This is a genomic window from Microbulbifer mixtoriginis (SeqCode) (assembly GCF_052467235.1).
Genome location: NZ_CP174305.1, coordinates 3,218,271 through 3,240,326 on the forward strand (window position 1 = coordinate 3,218,271; position 22,056 = coordinate 3,240,326).

At 37.3% G+C, this 22,056-nt stretch carries 10 protein-coding genes; 9 read left to right on the forward strand and 1 reads right to left on the reverse strand.

The window, feature by feature from the left end:
* Positions 1–19: 19 nt before the first annotated feature.
* The 7 genes from ACJJIO_RS14130 (at position 20) to ACJJIO_RS14160 (ending at position 14,558) form a co-directional block, all read left to right on the forward strand.
* The gene (locus ACJJIO_RS14130; RefSeq protein ID WP_444908838.1) at positions 20–1,516 is read left to right on the forward strand and encodes a heparinase II/III domain-containing protein; all 1,497 of its coding nucleotides are present in this window, start codon (positions 20–22) and stop codon (positions 1,514–1,516) included.
* Between the two features lie 17 nt (positions 1,517–1,533).
* Positions 1,534–2,472: a hypothetical protein gene (locus tag ACJJIO_RS14135; RefSeq protein WP_444908839.1), complete on the forward strand. Its 939-nt coding sequence runs from the start codon at positions 1,534–1,536 to the stop codon at positions 2,470–2,472.
* Between the two features lie 164 nt (positions 2,473–2,636).
* Positions 2,637–3,611, forward strand: coding sequence for a hypothetical protein (locus ACJJIO_RS14140; RefSeq protein ID WP_444908840.1), 975 nt, complete (start codon positions 2,637–2,639; stop codon positions 3,609–3,611).
* 154 nt (positions 3,612–3,765) lie between these two features.
* A complete protein-coding gene (locus ACJJIO_RS14145) occupies positions 3,766–5,199 on the forward strand; it encodes a mannose-1-phosphate guanylyltransferase/mannose-6-phosphate isomerase (protein WP_444908841.1) in 1,434 nt (477 codons plus the stop codon).
* A 216-nt stretch (positions 5,200–5,415) separates the two neighbouring features.
* Positions 5,416–6,177 (forward strand): O-methyltransferase, encoded by a 762-nt coding sequence (locus tag ACJJIO_RS14150; protein WP_444908842.1) that lies wholly within the window; start codon positions 5,416–5,418, stop codon positions 6,175–6,177.
* A 529-nt stretch (positions 6,178–6,706) separates the two neighbouring features.
* Positions 6,707–11,575: a hypothetical protein gene (locus tag ACJJIO_RS14155; RefSeq protein ID WP_444908843.1), complete on the forward strand. Its 4,869-nt coding sequence runs from the start codon at positions 6,707–6,709 to the stop codon at positions 11,573–11,575.
* 91 nt (positions 11,576–11,666) lie between these two features.
* Positions 11,667–14,558, forward strand: a complete 2,892-nt coding sequence (locus tag ACJJIO_RS14160; protein ID WP_444908844.1) for a glycosyltransferase — start codon at positions 11,667–11,669, stop codon at positions 14,556–14,558.
* A gap of 1,785 nt (positions 14,559–16,343) precedes the next feature.
* On the opposite strand, the gene ACJJIO_RS14165 is transcribed toward ACJJIO_RS14160, so the two are convergent.
* Positions 16,344–16,751, reverse strand: a complete 408-nt coding sequence (locus ACJJIO_RS14165) for a transposase (protein ID WP_444908845.1) — start codon at positions 16,749–16,751, stop codon at positions 16,344–16,346.
* Between the two features lie 617 nt (positions 16,752–17,368).
* Between ACJJIO_RS14165 and ACJJIO_RS14170 the strand changes: the two genes are divergently transcribed.
* Positions 17,369–19,573: a glycosyltransferase family 2 protein gene (locus tag ACJJIO_RS14170; RefSeq protein ID WP_444908846.1), complete on the forward strand. Its 2,205-nt coding sequence runs from the start codon at positions 17,369–17,371 to the stop codon at positions 19,571–19,573.
* A gap of 706 nt (positions 19,574–20,279) precedes the next feature.
* A complete protein-coding gene (locus ACJJIO_RS14175) occupies positions 20,280–22,052 on the forward strand; it encodes an SLC13 family permease (protein ID WP_444908847.1) in 1,773 nt (590 codons plus the stop codon).
* The last annotated feature ends 4 nt before the right edge of the window (positions 22,053–22,056 follow it).

Consider the following 22,056-nt stretch of genomic DNA (forward strand, 5'->3'; position numbering starts at 1 on the left):
TGTGTCCTGGATTAAACACTTGGACGATTATATTGATAATGACAAAGTCATCTCTTTAATGAATAGCTGTACAGAGATTCTTGTCCATCCATGCCATAAGCCATTATCGATTGAATCAGAAAATGATGTCTATCAGGCTTTGGATAAAGAGGACAAGACTATACAGCTCTACTTCTACTCTTTTGCTTGGATTATTCCAGTCATAGAAAGTGGTGATTCAGAGAAAACTATAGTTGCCTTACAAATTATTCATAAAGTACTGAATATAACTCCCGAAGAAGAACGAACGGGAGCTTGGAACATGCTGTGGGATGATCATGCAATATGTGAGCGTTTGTGTGTATTGCTTGAAATAAGAAAATACACTGATTCATTAAACTTTGATGATCAACTTTCAAAAAAAATTGATTTTCATGTGGATGAAATTAAAAATCGGTTAAATGGTTTTATTAAAGATGATAAATGGAGCAACAATAATCACAGAATTTTTCATCTTTTAGCTGCGTTTATACATTCTGAATCTTCTGGAGATATTATTAGAAAGGAAGAGTTAAGACTTTGCATAGCTGATTTTATTGATTCTTTGATAGATCGTGATACAGGTTTTGCTCTTGAACAGTGTATTACGTACTGTTTTTTTGACATAATTGCTATTAAGAACGTAATAGAAACCATGTCTCGTCTTTCAGCTGAACTAGATTTTGATATAGGGCTGATTGAGAAAAACATGAATTATCATATGGCTTCTTTATCATTTCCTGATGGAACGCTCCCAGCTTCCGGTGATACAACACTTGGTAGAACTTTAAGTAATCATCAAAAAAAATTTATACCTGAAGCAGATCAATTGGTCTCTCATTGGGAACGGCTTGATAAAATAGGATATTTTCGGGGTCGGGCGAATGATGATACTGTGCATTTCTTGACACTGTCTCACAATGCAGAGAGTGCTCATGGACATCATTCACCTCTTCATACAGATGTTTGGTTTCAGGATTTTGGAGGTTTACTAGTTGACTCAGGTGGACCTTACAAATATGGCTCTAAACTTAGATATGATTGGTTTAAAGCTGCTAATGGTCATAATTCATTGGCAGTAAAAAATGATAACCATCAGGATATTATCGATTTATCCCTTGTGGCTTTACTGAATCGAACAGGAATTGTAGGTCATTCAAAATCCAAATCATCAAATCACCTTAGATCGATTTATGCTTATAGTGACACAATAATTTTTCATGAGTCTATCTCATCCGATAATGATTGGGAATTATATTATAACTTTGCAGAAAATTGTGGATTAAGACAGATTCGAGAGGGTGTATTTGAAATAAGTAAACCTGATTGTATAAATAGAATTATCCTTCGACTTACCATGGACAATACGGATATTAATTTCCTAGAAACCGAGCGTTGTGTAGGCCATTCCAAAATAATTAGAGCACCTTCATTGGTAGTTAGTTCATCTGCCAATGAAAGTAACTTTTTTTTCGTCTGCACTAAAGTCTCTTGTTAGAAACTATTGGTATTCTTATGGGTTTGAATAATTTTTTTAGTCTCCTAAAAGGTTATCTCTTCAATCCAGAAGTTTTCTGGCCTGATGACACCCTGTTTCATAAGAGAAATCGCGAAAAGATTTTGAAATCCATAAATAATATGAGGGATTTTAGTAGGCAGGAGATTGTTGATCAGCTTATAGAAGATCTAGAGAAAAGATTTGAAAATAAAAGTAAAACTCTTTATATAATAAGTTGCGGCTCTTCAGGGTGTGATTTACTTGGAGAAATCCTTTCCTCTATCGGAAACTTTGATCTGATTAAAGAGGTTTATTATCCTCCTGCTTTACTTTCTCTCTGTGGAGGAAGAGGTACTGGTCTATCAGAAAAAGAAAGAAAAATGCTTTTTGATCTGGTGAGCTACTTTCCTTCTTCGGGGCTGCGAGATAAAAACTATAATATCGTACCAGTCAACATTATGCATTTAAGGGATGATACACCAACAACTTTTGTGAAGGATATGGGAGAGAATCATTTAATACTTTTGATGAGAAACCCATTTGATATTGCTTATTCAAGATCTTTTAGAAAAGATGTTTATAGAGTTCAAATAGATCCAGAGGCCTCCGATAGAGAGTATTTAATTAAACAAGTAAATAATGTTAAACGTTTTTATCATCTGGCATTTGAAGAAGAAAATAATTTCGATGATATTGTTCGCTATGAAGATTTAATTACAAAAACCTATTCTTCTGTTTATGATGTGCTTTTTCTAGCTAAGACAAAATTTCCGGAGGCTTGGAAGGCAAGAGACATATTAATAGAGACTGGCGGGCATGTTGAAAATGATTCATCTATAAATTTTGACTCTAAGAAAAAGGGAAAACTTAATACTGATTATTCAAATATATTTAAAAACGAGTTGGGAGAACTTGCTGGTTACCTAGGTTACAAATATCCAGGCTATATTACTTGAATAACTATTATCCATAAGTTTTTAGACTTGTGTCGAAGCTTAATATTTTTTTAACACTTTTAATTGCCGACCATAGATTACTTAATGAATAGAATGAGCTGGACGCATTATTTTTTTTCACTGCAAGGTTATATGGTAATGAATATATTTAAAAGTGGGTTGATGTGAGAAAAATATATTTGCATATCGGTACACATAAAACAGGAACTTCATCCATTCAGAAGTTCATGTCAGATAATTACTCAAATTTAATCAAATATGGTTTTCTATATCCAAAAGTGGCAAGAGTAAGCCATGGGTCTCATCATAATTTACAGTTTCAAATAACAAATGATCCACGCTATAAAACTAAGTTAGGAGGGTGGGTTGAGTTACTGAAAGAGATTAATGAATCAAATTGTGAAAATGTAGTATTAAGTTGTGAAGCATTTTCAACTTTACAAGGGGGTGATCTTATGCCCCACTATATCTATAGCTTTGCACAAAAATACAGATTTGATATCGATGTCATATGTTATCTAAGGCCTCAATATGAACTGATAGAGTCCTTGTGGTTACAGGAAACTAAATCAGGACAGAACATATTATCTATCGATGACTATGTAACAAAACAGCTTCCAAAACCTAGATTCAATTATTTTGATTTATTACGTTCTTGGTCCAGTTATTTTCATACTACTTTTTTTTCTTATAATAGATGCATTAATGGCGATGGCGTTTTACCTTGTTTTCTTTCTACCATAGGAGTGCCATCAATCTACTTAAATACATCGCAAGTAAATGTAAATAATCGGGTTAGTTTCGAATTAACAGATTTGATCAGAAGACTTACGTCACGTTTTTGGAAGCAGGGGCTCTCAAAAATGGAAACTGAACGCTGGGCTCATAAATTCAGGAAAAAATATTCTGATTTTGGTGAAGAATATGGAGTCTTATCACACGCTAATGTTTTAAGAATATATGATCAATGTAAAGTTTCTAATGAAAGAGTTATTGCTAAATATCCATATCTTAAAGGTGATTTCGAACCATTTTTAAAGGAGAGAAAAAATGAAATAACAATGAAACATGAGTTTTCAGCAAGGGATGAATTCCTGATTGATTTGATTGTAGATCTTAGTTTAAAAAAAGAAAAGTAAGTAAAAAACACTTTATTTTATAAGTTTTCGTTAAATCAATTTGTAGGCGGTTCTTTTTTTTATATATAAATATGTTCATTGATTTTTGTATGAATTTAAAATTTTATGATTAGGGATGTTGATTCTAAATAATTACGCTAATTGGAGGAGTGCTGTGCATATCGTGATAATAGCCGGTGGTTCGGGATCTCGTTTATGGCCTGTATCAAGAGAGGCAAACCCTAAGCCATTTATAAAAATGAATGATGGGCTTTCACTTCTTCAGAAAACATTCCTTAGAGGAATTTCTATAGATTCCGTGGAAAGTGTTACCACAGTAGCAAATACGGAACTTTTTTTTCGTATTGAAGACGAGTATCGTGAACTATCACCCACCATACCACTTCATTATTTATTAGAACCCTGTGGACGTAATACTGCACCTGCGATTTATTCTGCAGCTTTGGAGTTACAGCTTCGCTATGGTAGTGATGCATTGATGTTGGTCCTTCCAGCTGATCATTTGGTAAAAAATCAAGATGCCTTCATAGAAGCAGTTTCATTTGCTTCAGAGATAGCTAATGAAGGTCGTCTTATTACATTTGGTATTCAACCAACACGTGAAGAAACGAGTTTTGGTTATATAGAAATTGCTGAGGGATGTGACACTTCAGGTCGACATGCATTCAATGTAGAGCGCTTTGTAGAAAAGCCAAGTCATAGCTTGGCTAAGCAATACTTTTCCAGTGGGCGCTATTTATGGAATTCAGGCATGTTTTGTTTCCGTGTAGGTACATTATTGGAAGAGATGACTACTCACTCACCAAGTCTTGCTAAGAGTGTAGATAGTGCCTTCGAATTCTGTCATCGCAGTGAGGGGAGAGGTTGTACGTTGGCTCGGTTTGACCCAGAAATTTTTGCCAGGGTAGAAGACGATTCCATCGATTATGCACTGATGGAGAAATCTTCAAGAATATCTGTGGTTCCTTGTAGCTTGGGTTGGAGTGATATTGGCTGTTGGCAAGCCATGTCTAAACTGGTGGAATCAGACAGCAATGGAAATCGAGTAATCGGTATTGCTGAACTTGAGGATTGCTCTAATATCTATATTCAAAGTTCATACCGACTAACGGCTGCGGTAGGTGTTGAAGATCTTATGATTATCGATACACCTGATGCCCTACTGGTAGCTAATCAAGATAGTAGTCAGAAAGTCAAGCAAATAGTAAAGCGTCTTAAGGATAGCGGTGGAGAATTACATCATCAACATGTAACTTCGCATCGACCCTGGGGAACCTATACCGTTTTAGAGGAGGGCGAAGGTTTTAAGATGAAGCGTATTGAGGTCAAGCCTGGAGCTTCTCTGTCTTTACAAATGCATCATCATCGAAGTGAGCATTGGATTGTTGTAAAAGGCACGGCTAAGGTAATCAATGGTGATAATGATATTCTTCTGAGGACCAATGAATCTACCTACATCCCAGCTGGGCATCGACATAGATTAGAAAATCCTGGAATAATTCCTCTCATTATGATTGAAGTGCAAAGTGGAGAATATTTGGGAGAAGATGATATTGTACGCTTCGAAGATAGTTATGGGCGATGTTAATTATGTCAAAAAAAGACAAACATAGAGAATTTAATTGTGCTATTGTCCAATGCAATTGTATTTAATTAGATTGATTATTTTTTGAAACTTAAAAGTTATTATGATCAATAAATTACAAACCAAAGCTTTATGAATACATGGCATTATCCAGTTCACCATTTGGGATGATATCATTCATCTTAATACTCATGAAACTCTGAGGGGTTATCTACCATTATGTCTGAAACTCAAATGGATACCCTGAATGAGTTAATGGAAAAAATAGAAAGTAAGATCTGTGTGGTTGGTAACGAAAATTCTAATAAGTTCACCCGAGATCTTATTAGGGTTCAGGATCGGCTTTATATGCAATTAGAGGCCCTTAGCTGGCTACAGCAACGGTTATCTATTAAGGGACAGTTGCCACCACTGAGAGGTTGGGCTACATCTCCAGATATTTTACTAAAGCTCCATACTCATATTATGACACACCGTCCAAAAGTGATTGTTGAATTTGGTAGTGGAGCCTCTACATTAGTAATGGCAGACGCACTGCGTCAAAATGGACTTGGCAAGCTAATCTCTATTGAACATAGTATTCACTATGGTAAGCAGACACAATCTGCTCTCGAAAGAGAGTTTCTGCAATCATGGGTAGATCTTCGCATTGGAGACTTAGAAGTCTGGAATGGGGAACATCTGCATAAAAATGATAATATTGTCATGCCTTTACTCTGGTATCCTCTATCACTATTAAAAGGGATTGAATTTGTAGATCTAGTTTTGGTTGACGGGCCTCCTGGTGCCACATGTCGGCATAGCCGCTACCCTGCACTACCAGCTTTGTCAGATAAGCTATCGTCTAAGGCTGAAATATGGATGGACGATACTATCCGTAAAGAAGAGCGAGATATCTGTGAACAGTGGTCGAAGAAATACGGTTTAATTTTGGAATACTATCCAATGGAAAAAGGCTTGGGCCGTCTTATTTCACCATAATAAAATTACCCGCCAAAGGAAAATTTTCTTTTGTCATAAGTAAAACCAAGTGAGATACTTGCTACTTCTGTTTTTTAGTGGATATAAATATAAAATTTGAATGTGCCATACATTTACGGATGAGAGAAATTTAAACATATATTGTTGTCGCATATTACATTCATAAGATTCAATTATTTTAATATGAGCAATAGCTAGGTAATTTAGTCTTCATGACCTCTAAATTAATCTTTAGATTTATATATGTAAGGATATTAAAACTAACTTGACTGTTGGCGGTTGTTTGTTCCAACTATTTTGTGTGTTTTTATTAATTTTAAGAATCACAACATATTTAAATTTTTTCTCTGAATATTTGTTAAGAATACAGGTTCAATAAGAACATTAAGTTAACAAAAATATTTTTGCTTGACATGCTGATGTTTTTAATTTTTTCAATTGTATGTATTAGTCACCTATAAAGCATTTATTGTTACAAATCTAATGTATCTTTTAAGAAGTACACTAGGCCGATAAGGGAACTATTGAAATGCAATCTGATCTGGCGTTAAAACCCGCAATAAATAACTTGGCCCAAAGTTCAATGTTTTGGGCGCCAACTTTTCTTCGTAAATCCTTATGGTTAGAGCATGTTCCCTTTCTATTTTGGTTGATGGAGGCACACCAGCCAAGGATTTCAATGACCTTAGGATTGGAGACTGGTGTTGCTCATCTTGCACTTTGTCAAGCTGTTCAAAGACTGAGAATGGAGACGCGTTGTTATGTGACTTATCCACAAGTTGTGAATGATCTAGATTCTTCAAGTTTTGAAGCTATAAATTTCAATGATCAGAACTATGATAGTTTCTCGCTTAGGCTAGATAGTAGCCTGCTAAAAGCTGCTAGTCAGTTTGAAGATAGAACTATTGATCTTCTCTTAGTGAATCCCACTGAGGAAGAGGATCTAGATGGCTTATTAACACGTTGGAAGTCAAAACTCTCTCCCTACGGAATACTGCTTATACCAGGTGTTTCAAAATTGGCACCAAACTGTGAAATTAATCATGTCTTTCAAGAATTTTCAAAAGAATATCCAACTTTTACATTTCATCATGGCGAAGGGTTGGGTGTTGTTTCTGTAGGTGGAGAATTAGGCCCTCTAATGACTAATTTGTTTGATAGGGTTGATTCAAATTCATCCTTGCAAGTAGTCAGAGATGTTTTTGCCCGTCTGGGCAGGACTTGTAAAGATGCATTACAGGCTAAAGAATATCAACAAAAAGCTGAAATATTGGAGACCAATTTAGGCGAGCAAGAGACTAAATTGAAGCGGTTGGGGGCAGATTATGGAAATGCTCAGATTCAACTGGACTCTAAAAAAAGAGAGTTGGAAAATTTTAGCCTGCGCATGGAGAAAATTGTTGAACAAAACGCTCATGAGCGTGGCCAATTGGCTGAGAGAGTCAGTGTTTTACAGGAGTTCCGTGATGATCTGAAACTTGAAGTTGAAAAACTACGTCAGAGGCTAGATGAACAATACCAACAAGTAAATGAGCGTAATCAACAACTTTTACAATTTCATGCAGAAGGTATTGAGCTGAGACAAGAGTTAACAAAATATCAAGTACGTTCAGAATATAGCACTGAAGAAAAGAACAAAGTTCAGTCTGAGCATCAACGGCTGAAAGAGTTGTTTAAGAAGCAAAAAGACGAATCTGAAAAATTATCAACAAATATCAAGGATTTAGAGAATAGGCTTTCCTTAAAGGATGAGTTATTAAAACAATTAAAAGATGAGGGCATTAAAAATCTTGCAGAGATTAACTCACGAAAAGAGGAGTTAACTAAGCAAGATGAGAAGCTGCAAGCTATAAAACATGAATTAACAAGTGAACGGGATTCCCACAAAAAAAAAGACAATGAGGTTGCAGCTTTAAAGCTAAAGCTTGAGGAGAATGAAAAAACAAAAATAGAACTCCAAGACGTTATCTCTAAGAACGATGAAACATTAAATGCACAAAAATCTATAAATGATGTTCTAAAAACAGATTTATCAATTCAGGAACAGAAGCAAAAAAAGATTCAAACCAGAGCTGAAAAACTAGAGAAAGAGCTAGAAGAAGTTTTATGCCAATCTGTTAATGCCGGAGCTTCTAAAAAAGAACTTGAGCAAAATTTGAAAAAATTACAGGCAGAAGAACAGATTAGAGTTCAGCTCCAGAAAAACTATTCAGAATTGGAAGCTAAATTTTCTGAAATTAAAGCTAAATACGATGTTAATATACGGGACAAGAAAAAGTTTGATGAAGAGCAACTAAAATTTCAGGAAGAAAAACGGATCAGGGAGAAAGCTGAAGAAAGTGTTTTGAAGCTTGAAAAGAATCTCGCTGATGTTATCAACAAGTCTAAAACTATTGACTTAGCCAAGAATAAGTTTGAAGAACAGGTCCTTAAGTTAAAGGGTGAAGAACAACTTAGGAAGCAGGCACAAGACCAAGTTTCTCAACTGGAAAAAAACCTATCTCAAGCTAGGAAAGATTCGGCCAGTATTACTTTAGAGAAGAAGAAGCTTGAAGAAAAAATACAGAGTTTAGACGGGGAGCAAAAGCTTAGAAAGCAAGTACAAGACTGTTTAGTTCAGTTAGAAAAAAACCATACTGAACTTGTTAAAAAATCAGAGAGTACATCTTTAGAAAACAAAAATCTTCAAGATCAGCTAAAGAAATTAAGCGAAGAACAAAAGCTTAAACAAATGGCTCAAGACCATGTTTCCAAGCTTGAGAAAAATATTGTTGAGTTGAAAAAGGCCTCTGACCTTCATGCTAAAGAAAAGATAACATTAGTAGAGCAGGTGAATTCTCTAAAGGAAGAGGAGCAGTTAAGAAAGCAGACGCAAGACCAATTATCTCAACTAGAAAATAATCTAGCTCAAGCTAAGAAAGATTCGGATAGTATTTCTTTAGAGAAGAAGAAGCTTGAAGAAAAAATGCAAACTTTACAAGGGGAGCATAATCTAAAAAAGCAAGCGCAAGACCGTTTGGTTCAGCTGGAAAAAAAACATGCTGAACTTGTTAAAAAATCAGAGAGTACGTCTTTAGAAAATAAAGAGCTTCAAGATCAGCTAAAGAAATTAAGCGAAGAGCAAAATCTTAGGAAAGTGGCTCAAGACCATGTTTCTAAACTTGAGAAAAGCATTGTTGAGTTGAAAAAGGTTTCTGATAATCATGCTCAAGAAAAGATATTATTAGTAGAGCAGGTGAATTCCCTAAAGGGTGAGAAGCAGTTAAGAAAGCAGGCCCAAGATAGTGTGGTTCAACTTGAGAAGAGTCTCTCCGATTTAGGTAAAAATTCAGAAAGTATTTCTGCTGAGAATAAAATACTTCAAGAACATCTGGAAAAATTAAAGCGCGAGAACCAGTTGCTTCTTGACTCGAAAGAGCGGTCGACGCAACTGGAGAAAAAAGTTTCCGACCTTGTGAGAAATTTAGAAAATGAATCCAGAGAAAAAGTTGCTTCTGAGTTTAAGGTTAAGAAATTAGAGAAGGAAAAGCTTCAGTGGAATGAGGTAAAAAGCAATTCAGAAAAATTGCATAAAAATATTGAAGATATTGAATTTAAGCTTAAAGTTTCTTATTCAGAGAAGGCACAGTTGTTGCAACGAACACAGAAGCTAGAGCAAGAGCATAGAAAATGGAAAGAGACCCGAGATCGTGCTGAGAAGCTAGAAAGTACTCTTGCTGAAATGGAATCTAACTATAAGAAAATATCCTCTGAAAAAAATCAACTGTTCACTCAGTTGGATTCTCTCAATAAGGAAAAAGAAATCTGGCACAAAGCACAAGAACGGGCTAAGAAAGTTGAATCAAATTTGATTGATCTACAAAGTAAGTTTAATGCTGCAGATCAAGAAAAAATAAAAATTGAACAAAAGCTCCACGTATTCGAGGAAGCTCAGAAACAGTGGCTACAGACTCAGGAGTATGCCGAAGAACTTGAGCGGAACCTTGCGAAAGCAGAAAGTAAATTAGAAGCTGCCTTAATTGAAGAAGGCGAGCTTAATGAGTGGATACAAGCTCTAGAAGAGGAAGAGCAGAGAAGAAAAACAGCACAAGATCTCACTGAAAAATTAGAGTTGGATCTAGAGGAGCTCGAGGAAAAATCAAGTGTTATTTTTGATGAAAAAATTAAACTTGAAGACAGGGTTTTGCTATTAGAACAGGAAATCTTGGAGGTTCAAAAAAAATGTGAGAGTAAAGACTTGGAAAAATCAGAGTTGGAAATTAGGGTCGGTGTTCTTCATGATGAGTGGCAGAAAGCACAAAATACTGAAAAACAATATAGGAATGAAGCCGATCAATTCAAGAAAAGGATTGATGAGATCAAATCAGATAAGAGTTTATTCCAGGGTAAAAGCCAAAAACTGGCTCAGGAATTAATTGAAAAAGAGTCTTTATTAAAGAATAGTTCTAATAAGATATCAAATCTTACTGAGTTGTTAGCTATTTCTGAAAAACAGAAGGCGGATTTAGAGTCTAACTATGAAGAAAAGAACCTTAATTTAAATAACAAGATAAAAAATCTTGAGAATGAATTGATAGATCGAAACAATAAGCTCGTTGAGTTTAAGGAATCTCATGATCGACAAGAGGTGGCTTTTGAACATTTGAAAAAAGATTTATCGACAAAAAATATGCACTCTCAAAAAAGTCAAGAACGTGTGCTTCTGCTGGAAAAATCACTTAAGTCTACTGAAGAGAATCTAAGACAAGCTCGACAAGAAAGACAAGAAATAGAAAAATCACGTGAGGAACTAAGTTCTCGATGTAAGAGTTTAGACCAAGGACTGAAGTCCGTAGAAAATGAACGGGATACACTTTTGCAATCGAAACAACAGTTACAGCTCCGTATTCAATCTTTAAAGTCGGATCTAGCTGGTGCAAAAGGGGCTGTCGATGAACGTTTTAAAGAACTTTCATTACTGACTCGTTTATTGGAAGAAAAAGAAGAAGAAATGACTAGTCTTCGTATGAAGATAGATGGAAACCTTGACCAGTGCTTAACTGAGGTAGAGCAGGTTGGCAGTAAAAAGAGCCTTCAGGTTGCTATTCCTTTTAGTAAACGCGCGAAAAAAATGCGTAAGCAGAAAAAAGATTTAGATCAAATTACTCAATCAGGTTTGTTCAATGCTGAATGGTACTTAAACTCCTATCCGGACATAGCAGAAGATAAAAACTCAGCAAGCAATCCAGCATTACATTACTTAAATCTTGGTGCCTTCGAGGGGCGTAACCCAGGGCCTGATTTTGATAGTCAGTGGTACCTTGATAGTAATCCTGATGTTAAAGATAGCGGATTTAATCCTTTGATCCACTACATCTCTATGGGAAAGGATGAGGGCCGACAGCCACTACCCTGTTGAGTTATTCTATCCTGTGTTTTGTATCAAACGCTTGTTTCGTATGCTAAAAGGCAAACTTTCAAAATCCTATTCTACGAGGAATGAGGATCTTTTGATTACTGCCGAACAGTTCGACTCGGATTGGTATCTCAAAACCTACCCAGATGTTGCCGCTGCAGGAGTCAACCCTTGGATTCACTATGTTAACTATGGTAGATTTGAGGGGCGACGCCCCTTTCAAAATCGAGTTATGGCATGGGAATATCATCTGTGGAGGGGAGGCGATAGAATACTTTTGCCTCGCCTAGAGCATTTTCTATTAGAGACCAATTCAATAGAACAAGAGCGTCAATATGCAGCCTGGACCATAGCACGTTGGTATGCCGTACATAATGAGTGGGTGAAGGTGTTGAACTCTCTTCAACTGCTTCTAACTTCTCATCATTACTATCCTTCTCATGCCGGTCCCTATCTACTATTATTGGAAGCTGCATTACAATGTAATCATTGGAATATAGCGAAGAAAACGTTTGAATTATTTTCTCGACGTTTTGGAAGTAAGATTGATGTATCTCTTGCAGAGATTAATTTAATTTCTTTCAGAATCATTAACGGTTTTGTCAATAGAAACCAAGACGAATCTCGTTTAACAATACTGAACAGAGTTTTTTTACAGCATGGGCTATATGCTCTGGATGAAAAATGTAATGCTACTCTAAATCTCGATTCTCTCTATCTGATAAAATCATTACCTATTGCTAAAAATTGTGAGGAAGCGAAAGTATCGGTGATAGTTCCTGTTTATAATGCGGAACGGACTCTAATTACGGCACTTCGTTCATTGAGTGAGCAAACTTGGCGAAATTTGGAAATTTTGATTGTTGATGATGCCAGTGAAGATAACACTTGGCAATTAATGCAAAATTACGTAATAAATACTTCTTTACGCCCTGGTATAGTAATTAGATTGCTACGTCATAACAAAAATTTAGGAACCTATGCCGCTCGTAATACAGGACTTTCTGTTGCAGAAGGTGACCTAATTACAACTCATGATAGCGATGATTGGTCACACCCTCAAAAGATCGAATATCAGGCTAACACCCTATTATCTAATCCTGATAAAGTTGCCTGTACCTCTCATTGGGTACGGACCACTGAAAATTTTCTTTTTTCGCACTGGAGATTGGAGGATAGTTGGGTTTATCGCAATATTTCTTCTTTAATGTTTCGTCGCTCAGTTTTTAACGCACTGGGCTATTGGGATAGGGTTTCTGTTAATAGTGATACTGAGTATTACTTAAGAATTATCAAATATTTTGGGGAGGATGCTTTAACCGAAATTTTACCCGGGGTACCTCTTAGCTTTGGTCGTATTCACAAGGATTCTTTAAGTCTTTGTGAGGAGACCCACCTTATTACACGTTATTATGGGGTTAGAAAAGACTATGAGGATGCAGCTAGGCGCTGGCATTCAGAAATTAAGTCCCTAAATGATCTTTATTTACCTGAAATACCCAAGGTTAGGCCTTTCCAGGCTCCCTACGTAATCGGTACCACCGGAAAAATTGAAAATTTATTTAACCCTATGGATCTGGTACAGCAGTCTGGTTATTTTGATCCTGCGTGGTATTTGGAGCAGTACCCAGATTTGCAAGATGCACCGGTAGATCTATTTGAACATTATTGGAAGGTGGGATCTACGGAGGGGAAGGATCCAGGCCCATTGTTTAGTACCTCTTACTATGAGTATCGCTTCCCTCAGGCCAGGGCGGCAAATTTACCGGCATTGCTCCACTTTTTAACTGTGGGCCGTGTACAAGGATTAAAATCTCTGGATGTAATACCTGGAAATCAAGTTCAGCGTTCTGGAGCACCGAATCTATTAATATGTGCACACCAGGCTGGCAAGCACTTATATGGAGCAGAACGTAGCTTACTAGATGTGCTTAAAGTCTTAAACGAATTGGGAGTAAACCTATTTGTTGTATTACCAAGCGCTATCAATATTGACTATGTTGAGTCTATTAAGTCTAAGGCAGTAGCACTTACAGTTATACCCTATGGCTGGTGGAAGGCTGGGCGAAGTATTAATTCCCATACTCTGGAAGAGTTTAAGAACCTGATCAAGAGATTTGATATTCGTGCTGTTTATGCCAATACATTAGTTCTTGATGAACCGTTGATAGCAGCTCAACAGCTAAATATCCTTAATATTGTGCATGTACGAGAGCTACCATTCGCAGATGAGGCACTTTGTTGGGTTTTGGGCGCGGGTCCTGAATTAATCACTGATCGAGTGCGTAAATTAGCAGACATTGTTTTAGTTAACTCTCTGGCCGTAGAGCGAGAAATAGCTTCAAGTAACACTGTTGTGGTACCAAATATAGTGAATGTCTCCAAATTTGTGTCTATTCAGTCTCCTGTTGCTCCTGACAATAAGCTTATTACCATTGCCCTTATTAGCAGTAACTTACCCAAGAAGGGACTAGCAGATTTTGTTGAATTAGCTGATATACTTGAGCAACGGGAGATTCCCGTAATTTGTAAATTGATTGGCCCAGAGACTGAGTATATTAAGTCTTTACAAATTCAGAAGCGCAATGGTGAGGTAGCAAAATGCTTAGAATTTAATAACTATACAGCCTACCCATGGCAAGCGTTATCCAATGTGGATATCGTGGTGAATTTATCAAATTTTCAGGAGTCATTCGGGCGTACTGTATTGGAGGCAATGGCTGCAGGGTTACCAGTTGTTGCATATCACTGGGGGGCTCTACCAGAGCTAATAGTCAATGGAAAGACTGGCTTCCTGATTCCATTTAAAAATTTAAATTCTGTAGCTGACAGAATAATTGAATTAGTTCAGAGTAAGGACCTACGTCTGAATTTTGGTAAAGCGGGTCGTATGCATGCAAGAAAATACTTTAGTGAAACCGTATTGCGTGATCGATTAAAAACAGTACTATCGAAGATAGCTGAACAGACATCTTTGCCGCAATAAAATATTTGGCTTACTAACGACACTTAGAGGCTTATTAATAGAAGATATATTTCATATCCATCTAACTAGTCCGATTACTAACTGCGTAGGTATGCTTCGCAATTTTTTGACCAGAAAAACACTGTTAATTTGAATTGCTTAATGTTCTGGCTAGATTTTTTCGGCTGAGATCCAAAAAGTTATTTTATCGAAATATACCTCTATGTCAAATCTAAAACGAAAATTATTTTTTATTGCGCTAAAAACATTAATACTGCTAATTAATTAGTTGTTTTGAACGATAATGAAGGTATTTTGCGGAGTGTTTCTCTGCTTAAGTTTTTATATCCTACAATGTGTCAATTAATAAAAGATAAAGGTACATTAAGTCTCAGAAAAATGCTTTTGATGTTATCATATGGATTCTTCCTAGGAGCTGCGAATTGATTTGTGTATTCGCGTATTCGCGTATGGACTGCCTATGGTACTTGTTAATGGATCAGTGGTTCCTGATATATTATTTTTATATCAAATGGTTAACCTCTACAGTGAGTATGTTCTAAAGTTATCTCGGGAAAAGCTGAAGTTAGTAGTCTGGAAAAATATGCAAATATCAAAATTGGATTTACTTAAAGTTGTGGCTTGTATTTTTACAAAATAGTTCATTTTTATCCTATTACTACGCTTGTAAAACACCCAGTTAAAATTTCAGTATTGATGAATTCTTCGGGAATGCATTCCAAGGCTTGTATCCTTGAAAATGGTAAGTTTATGAAATATGCCCTAATCTCTATACAAGAGAAAATATTTTAATCGATATATAACATTAAAGCTGGATTAAATATAATAATTTCCTCTTTAATATAAAATTTATGAGTGATACATAAAGTTACTGTTTGGTATTTGATGGGGGATTGATATTTAATCTTTCACCCTCTTGTATCGTATTTTATTATATGACTTTTGCTTACAGCCAAGCCGTCTTACATACCCTCCGGAAATATATATTTCTCTTAAGCCTCCTGAAAAATCCCGAAATCTTTTTAAATCGAGCAAATATTGTTTTTTTAACAATATTCTTAAGCAATAAGGTATCAGCTAAAAAATAATTATAAAAGTTGTTCCCTTAAGATAGAAGAAAACATGCCAAGATAGATTATACTTAAATTAAACAGTACAAAATGTCAGGTCTGATTTTTATGTTTAATATCATACTTTTTATAAGTAGAGAGTTATAATGAGTTTTCAATATTAACTAGATACGAGCACTCTGATTTCAATTTTTGTTGAAAATATTTCTTTTTCGATGTTCTTCGCTGGATGTTAATTTGTTTCTTATTTATTTTTGATTTGACTTTAAGTGAATGCAGCTATGAGAGTTAATTATTACACGGGCTCTTAATTAATTACAGCTTCATTGATAAGCAAATATTATTGGGATGTTTATTGATCGATTTGTGGGTTGACAGCGGAAATAGCTTCCATCACTAGAAGCTATTTCATAACTTCTTTATCGTAATTAACATGCATGCAATATAGAAAAAAGCACGATAAGTGGACAAATATCGCTCCCATCTAACAACCAAACGGTGGTAATTTCCCAACCACGCAAAAGTCCGCTCAACTTCCTAACGGCGAGTATACCTTCTAAGCTTCCTACCATCCAGCCTTGAGGCTTTTTTCCTATTTCTCCTATGTGGACAGATAAGGTCGATTCCACGACTTAACAGCCTATCTCGAAGTGAATCAGACTCCGCCGCTTTATCATAAACTAAGCGATGGATCTTTGTATTTTTATACGTAACATCAAGTAATGGGTGTAATAACTTTACTTCTGCTGGTGAGGCCGAAGTAATTTGGTTTCCCCGACTTCGAAGCCCCCTTTTTTGCTGGTGCAAAGCTGCCATAAGAAAAGACCTCCTCCCAGTTAAGTAAAGACTGTTGATCCACCAGCTCCAGGAATCTTCTCCATGCCTGTAACCAAGCTCCATGATCTTCCCAAAATTGAAGCCTTCTCCAGCATGTACTCGGTGATGGATAGTGTGAGGGAAGATCTTTCCATCGCGCTCCAGAACGCAAAACCCACAGGATGCCTTCAAAACAGGCTCGATTATCAATGGGTTTTGGGCCTCCCTTTCCTCGTTTTAACTCAGGAAGACAAGGTTCGATCAATCTCCATTGATCATCGGTTAACTCTGACTTGAATCGGCTCACTATTACTGGACTTTTTTCTCTGTAATTGCGAGATAAGTTATGAAACAGCCTCTAGTAACATTCTCGAATTTTTAGTTAGAAGCCCTTTAGAGTCGATTGTGGCATAAAATTCCTCATAAAGTTTTTATGGTGATTTATGTTTATACTTGATTGCTGGTCCATAGAGGGTGATTGGTTTTGTCGTGCTTTGTATTCAATCGAACACTCTATTTGTCTCTGATATAAAGGGTATTAGATAGATGGCAGCTCAAATAATTATAAATATTAAGGTTGACAATTAATTTTGACGCTTAAAAGATGGTTGTTAATAATCTTATTTTTTGTTATATCGACATCATATTATATTTAAAAAAATTATATAGTCGGCCTAAGTGTTATGGAAAAAATGTTAAGTTGGTATTTCTGGCATCCATTTTTACCTCCCGGTTTTTGTATGACTTTTCTTAATGATTTGAGTTGTAAAATGATCCATGGAACTTTTTCTGCAGTTAATTCGCCCAAGAATTATCAATCTCTTTGGGTTTTTTTGTGAATAATTATTAATAATATTTTAAAGTTAATACGCAGTATTAGCCTGAGATGCATAGTTCATATAATGGGAGCTTGTGGGGATGTATATGGAGTCTAAACATTTAAGAATTACTGTTCCTCATTTTACTAGATACGACCTACGACCATTGTTGCGGCCGCTTCAAGGCATCAAAATCAATAAAAGTATTGATGGTTGTATTATTGGAAAATCTACCTCTCGTCAATCTAAATTTTCTATTACTAATGGTGAGTTTTCTCGTGGTTGGTACATGGTAGAAGTTTTAATTGAGTCGGATCATAGCTACTTAGACTCTAGTTTTATACTTCAACATCAAGGTCGACGAAGGTCCCAATATCTTCGTTTGCCTGTTCGTAATGGGCGTATATCCAAGCGTTTGCTTTGGTTTGCCAGGGGAGGAGAGGAACTACAATTTTCTCCTGCTCAAACTGAGTGCAAATTTACCATTCGCCAATTAACCCTTGTTCGTGTGTCGTTACTTTTTGCTCGTGATCGAATGCGTTCACGACTCAAACGCCGCCAATTACAAGTGCCATTCAGGCTCACAAATCGCTGGGCTTGTTACGATGCCACATTTAGACCAGCTGGGGTGCGGGTTTCTTATAGAGATTGGGTTAATAAAATAGAACCAACGTTTTGGCCCGATTCGCTTGATTCCTCTGATAAAGTTAAATTTTTATTGTTAATGCCCATTAATAAAAGTGACTCCCTGGACTCTATTAGAAGTACCATAGATTCTATTCTGGACCAAGATTATAAAACTTGGAAATTGTTTATTTTGCTTTCAGATGACATTAAAAGAGACACTTTTAATGTGCTTGATGAAATTGTGAGTGTAAATAATCAAATTAAATGGTTTGATAAATCTATATCTATAAATCAATTTTCAAATCTTATTTCTTTTGATACTTATCAACTTTTATGTCCTCCGCGTGCATCACTTGCCTCCAAAGCACTCACTTGTCTACTGTATGTCTTGCAGAGCAAGCCGCATGCAAAACTAATCTATGCGGATGAGGATTTTCTTAATGAAGCTGGGAAAAGATGTCTGCCTGATTTCAAGCCTGCTTGGAATCCTGATCTTTTCTTTTCAAGAAATTATATTGGTGAATTTGTCCTTTTTGCTCCCGGCTTGGTAGAGTTCTCTGAAATTTATAAATTATTTTCTGAAGAGGCATGGGATTATTCGTTATTTCTCCTGGCTTTACGAAAGATAAAGAAACCGCAACGGGAAATTATCCATGTTCCCAGAGTCCTTTTTCACAGGCAGAAATCCTTTGATAATACAAGCTATCTACAAAAGAGCCAGCATATTTTAAAGGCGTATTTAAATGATGTAGGACGTAGGAATGTTGAAGTAAAGGCTATTAAAAATCATAAGGTACTTAAAGTTCGTTGGCCTCTTCAAAAAGAAGAACCCCTGGTTTCTCTTTTGATCCCCACTCGAGATATGTTATCGATACTTCGTCAATGCATCGAAAGTATTGTTTGTCGGACCATCTATAGAAACTACGAAATACTGGTTCTGGATAACCAAAGTGTTGATCCGAAAACACTAAAATATTTGTCTGCGTTGAAAAGATATCCCAATGTTAGAGTACTTAAGTACGATGCACCTTTTAATTACTCGGCAATCAACAACTTTGGCGTCCAACATGTTCGTGGTGATATCATAGGCCTGATAAACAATGATATCGAAGTGATTTCTCCTGACTGGCTGAATGAAATGGTTTCCCATGCCTTAAGGCCAGATATAGGCTGTGTTGGTGCCAAATTGTATTATGGTGATGGCCGTATACAACACGCTGGTGTCGTTATTGGTCTGGGGCGATTAGCAGGTCATGCTCATAAGTTCTATCATCGCCATGAAGAAGGATATATGAATCGTCTGATGTGTACACAAAATTTCTCCGCGGTTACAGCGGCTTGCTTAGTGGTACGCAAGAGTATTTATGAAACTGTTGGTGGGTTAGACGAAGAACATTTTGAGGTGGCTTTCAATGATGTTGATTTCTGTTTGAAGGTTAAGGAAGCTGGTTATCGTAATTTATGGACGCCTTGGGCAGAAATGTATCACCATGAATCTATCAGTCGCGGTATTGATAATACGCCAACAAAACGGGCTCGATTTGATCGTGAGGCAATGAGTTTGAAGACACGGTGGTCTACAGATGAGGGAAAAGACCCTTACTACAGTCCATTCTTGACTCACACAAGAGAGGATTTTTCTCTAGGACTAAATGAGAGAACAAAAGCCCCTTTGTGGCGTTGAATGATAAAATCCGACGACAAATGTCAGGGGGTTATGGTTTGCTCGGTTGCTTGTCTGTCAAGACCGAAAAATTTATTCTGACTATAGTATTTGAGTAGCTACTCAGGATGTAAAGCGCTCCAGTTTAGGAGTACGAAAAAACTGAAAGAAAGCTCGATGAGGGTTAAACTAAAATTTAGGATTTGTTTTAAGCTTCTAAGTCTTTTGTAGATGTAATATCAGTTTGTCCTATATCTCAGGTTGACCGAATATGCCGGCTCTATAGAGCTGACCCCCTAAATCGCTCGATCACGAGATGAGTAAGTTCCCAGCTATCAATAAGATTTTGTATATATGATAGTATATAGATTAATAGCTGATACTCCCTATCATACAGCCGCTTTCATACTCATTGCCAAATTTCATATGAGGTTTTAATGAGTGTTCACGGACGAAATCAATTTATCCTATGATGACCCTCTGGGTTGGTATATTGCTTTATGTGGTTATGTTTTAACCAGATTGTAACTTTTGCGGTGAGAATCATGTTTGCGGTATTGAGAACCGGCTCCCTTATTAGTCTCTCTAAGGAGTTCTCTGAATAACGTGACGGTATGAACTCCTTTGATAGAAGAGCTGAGTTAATCTCGAGGATGGGGGATAAGCTAATCGTTGGGTGTTGGCAACAGATTTAGTATAGTTTGCCTTTGCCAAAGATATCTATCAGGTGAAGTATCTACCTAGGTTACCAGAGCGACACTCCAACTTTATGACTTTCTCCCAATTCTTTGTTGCCGGCACTTTCGTTCTAGTTATCTTTACCTTGATTTTTAGTCGCGTTCGTCCCTCTCTGGTTTTTGCCTCTGCTGCTACTGTATGTTTTTTGACCGGTTTGGTTCCAGCCGAGTCGGTGCTACAAAAAGCGGTTAACCCTGGCTTGGTGACATTGGTCGTGTTACTACTAATCTCTATTGGTTTGGAGAAAGCACGCTGGCTCAGGGCGATCTCTGATGGATTGATCGGTGGTAGGTTGAAATCCAGCTTACTAAGACTTACTTGTGCTACAGCCTTGAGCTCTGCTTTTTTAAATAATACAGCTATTGTCGCGGCGTTGGCATCCAGCGTTAAGGCTCAGAAGCGCCACCCCTCAGGCAAGCTGCTGTTGCCGTTATCTTATGCGGCTATTCTCGGTGGTACGCTGACACTGATAGGTACCTCCACAAATTTGATTGTGAATAGCTTTGTTCTGGATAGGGGGGAAGCGTCACTGGACTTTTTTGCTTTCCTACCTATTGGTAGTGCTGCGGTTGTGGTCGGGCTGGTAGTATTGTTTCTATGCAATCGTCTGCTCCCTGAAGGAGGCACTGTAGAGGAGGAGGCGGCTCAATATTTGTTGGAGGCTGAAGTCACTCCCGCTTCACCGTTGGATGGTCGTAGTGTCGAGCAAAACAATTTGCGCCAACTGGAAACACTTTACCTAATCGAGATTGTCCGTGGAGGGCAGAGTATTAGCCCTGTGGCCCCCACCGAACTTATTCGTAGTGGTGACAAGCTGATTTTTAGTGGTGATGTACGTGACATACAAAGGCTCCAGGCTATAGAGGGGCTGCATTTGTTTGCATTGGATGATGATACTCTGCATATGGACCTGACAGAGGTCGTTCTAACTCCCAATTCCAGTATCGTCGGTGAAACCTTAAAAAGTTGTCAGTTTCGAACTCGTTTCGATGCAGCCGTGGTGGCAATGCGCCGAGGCGGAGATCGCCTGTCCGGAAAGCTTGGTGAGATTGAGCTTCAACCCGGAGATGCCTTACTTTTAGCGGTAGGACAGGATTTTAAGCACCATCGTAATATTGATAAGAACTTCTATGTAATCAGTGGTACTGATGTACAGCGCCAACTAACTTCTAGGGACAGCTGGTTACTGGGGCTGGGGTTTGCGAGTGTTGTGGCAGGATCAGCTCTGGGGTTTTTTTCACTACTAAAAGGCTTGGTGGTATTGCTAGGTTTTATGGTGATATTGAACATCGTTACTACCACTGAACTACAGCGGCGCTTTCCATTCCAGATCTGGATCATTATTGCCAGTGCGTTAGTCTTAGCAGAAGCTTTCTCCGGTAGTGGACTGGCAGATAGTCTTGCTCTGTCAATGCGAGATTCACTCCAGGGGGCCGGGCCATTTGTTGGGGTTATTGGTATTTTTTTGTTAACTCTGTTGTTAACCGAATTGATGACCAATAATGCTGCAGCGGCGCTCACATTTCCATTAGCCTGGAGTTTAGCCGATAGCTTTGGCGTTAGTTGGATGCCGTTTGTGATGGCTGTAGCCTATGGGGCCAGTGCAAGCTTCCTGACACCTTTTGGCTATCAAACTAATTTAATTGTACAAAACTTGGGTGGTTATCATTTACGTGACTTCTTACGTGCAGGCTTACCCCTCACAATTGCCTATTCAATTACAGTTTTGATACTACTGCCAATCATATTTCCTTTTAAGTGATGAC

Excerpts from the sequence above, each read along its gene's own strand:
- ACJJIO_RS14135 (WP_444908839.1), top strand. The coding sequence starts at position 1,534 with ATGGGTTTGAATAATTTTTTTAGTCTCCTAAAAGGTTATCTCTTCAAT.
- ACJJIO_RS14155 (WP_444908843.1), top strand. The coding sequence starts at position 6,707 with ATGCAATCTGATCTGGCGTTAAAACCCGCAATAAATAACTTGGCCCAA.
- ACJJIO_RS14170 (WP_444908846.1), top strand. The coding sequence starts at position 17,369 with ATGGAGTCTAAACATTTAAGAATTACTGTTCCTCATTTTACTAGATAC.
- ACJJIO_RS14150 (WP_444908842.1), top strand. The coding sequence starts at position 5,416 with ATGTCTGAAACTCAAATGGATACCCTGAATGAGTTAATGGAAAAAATA.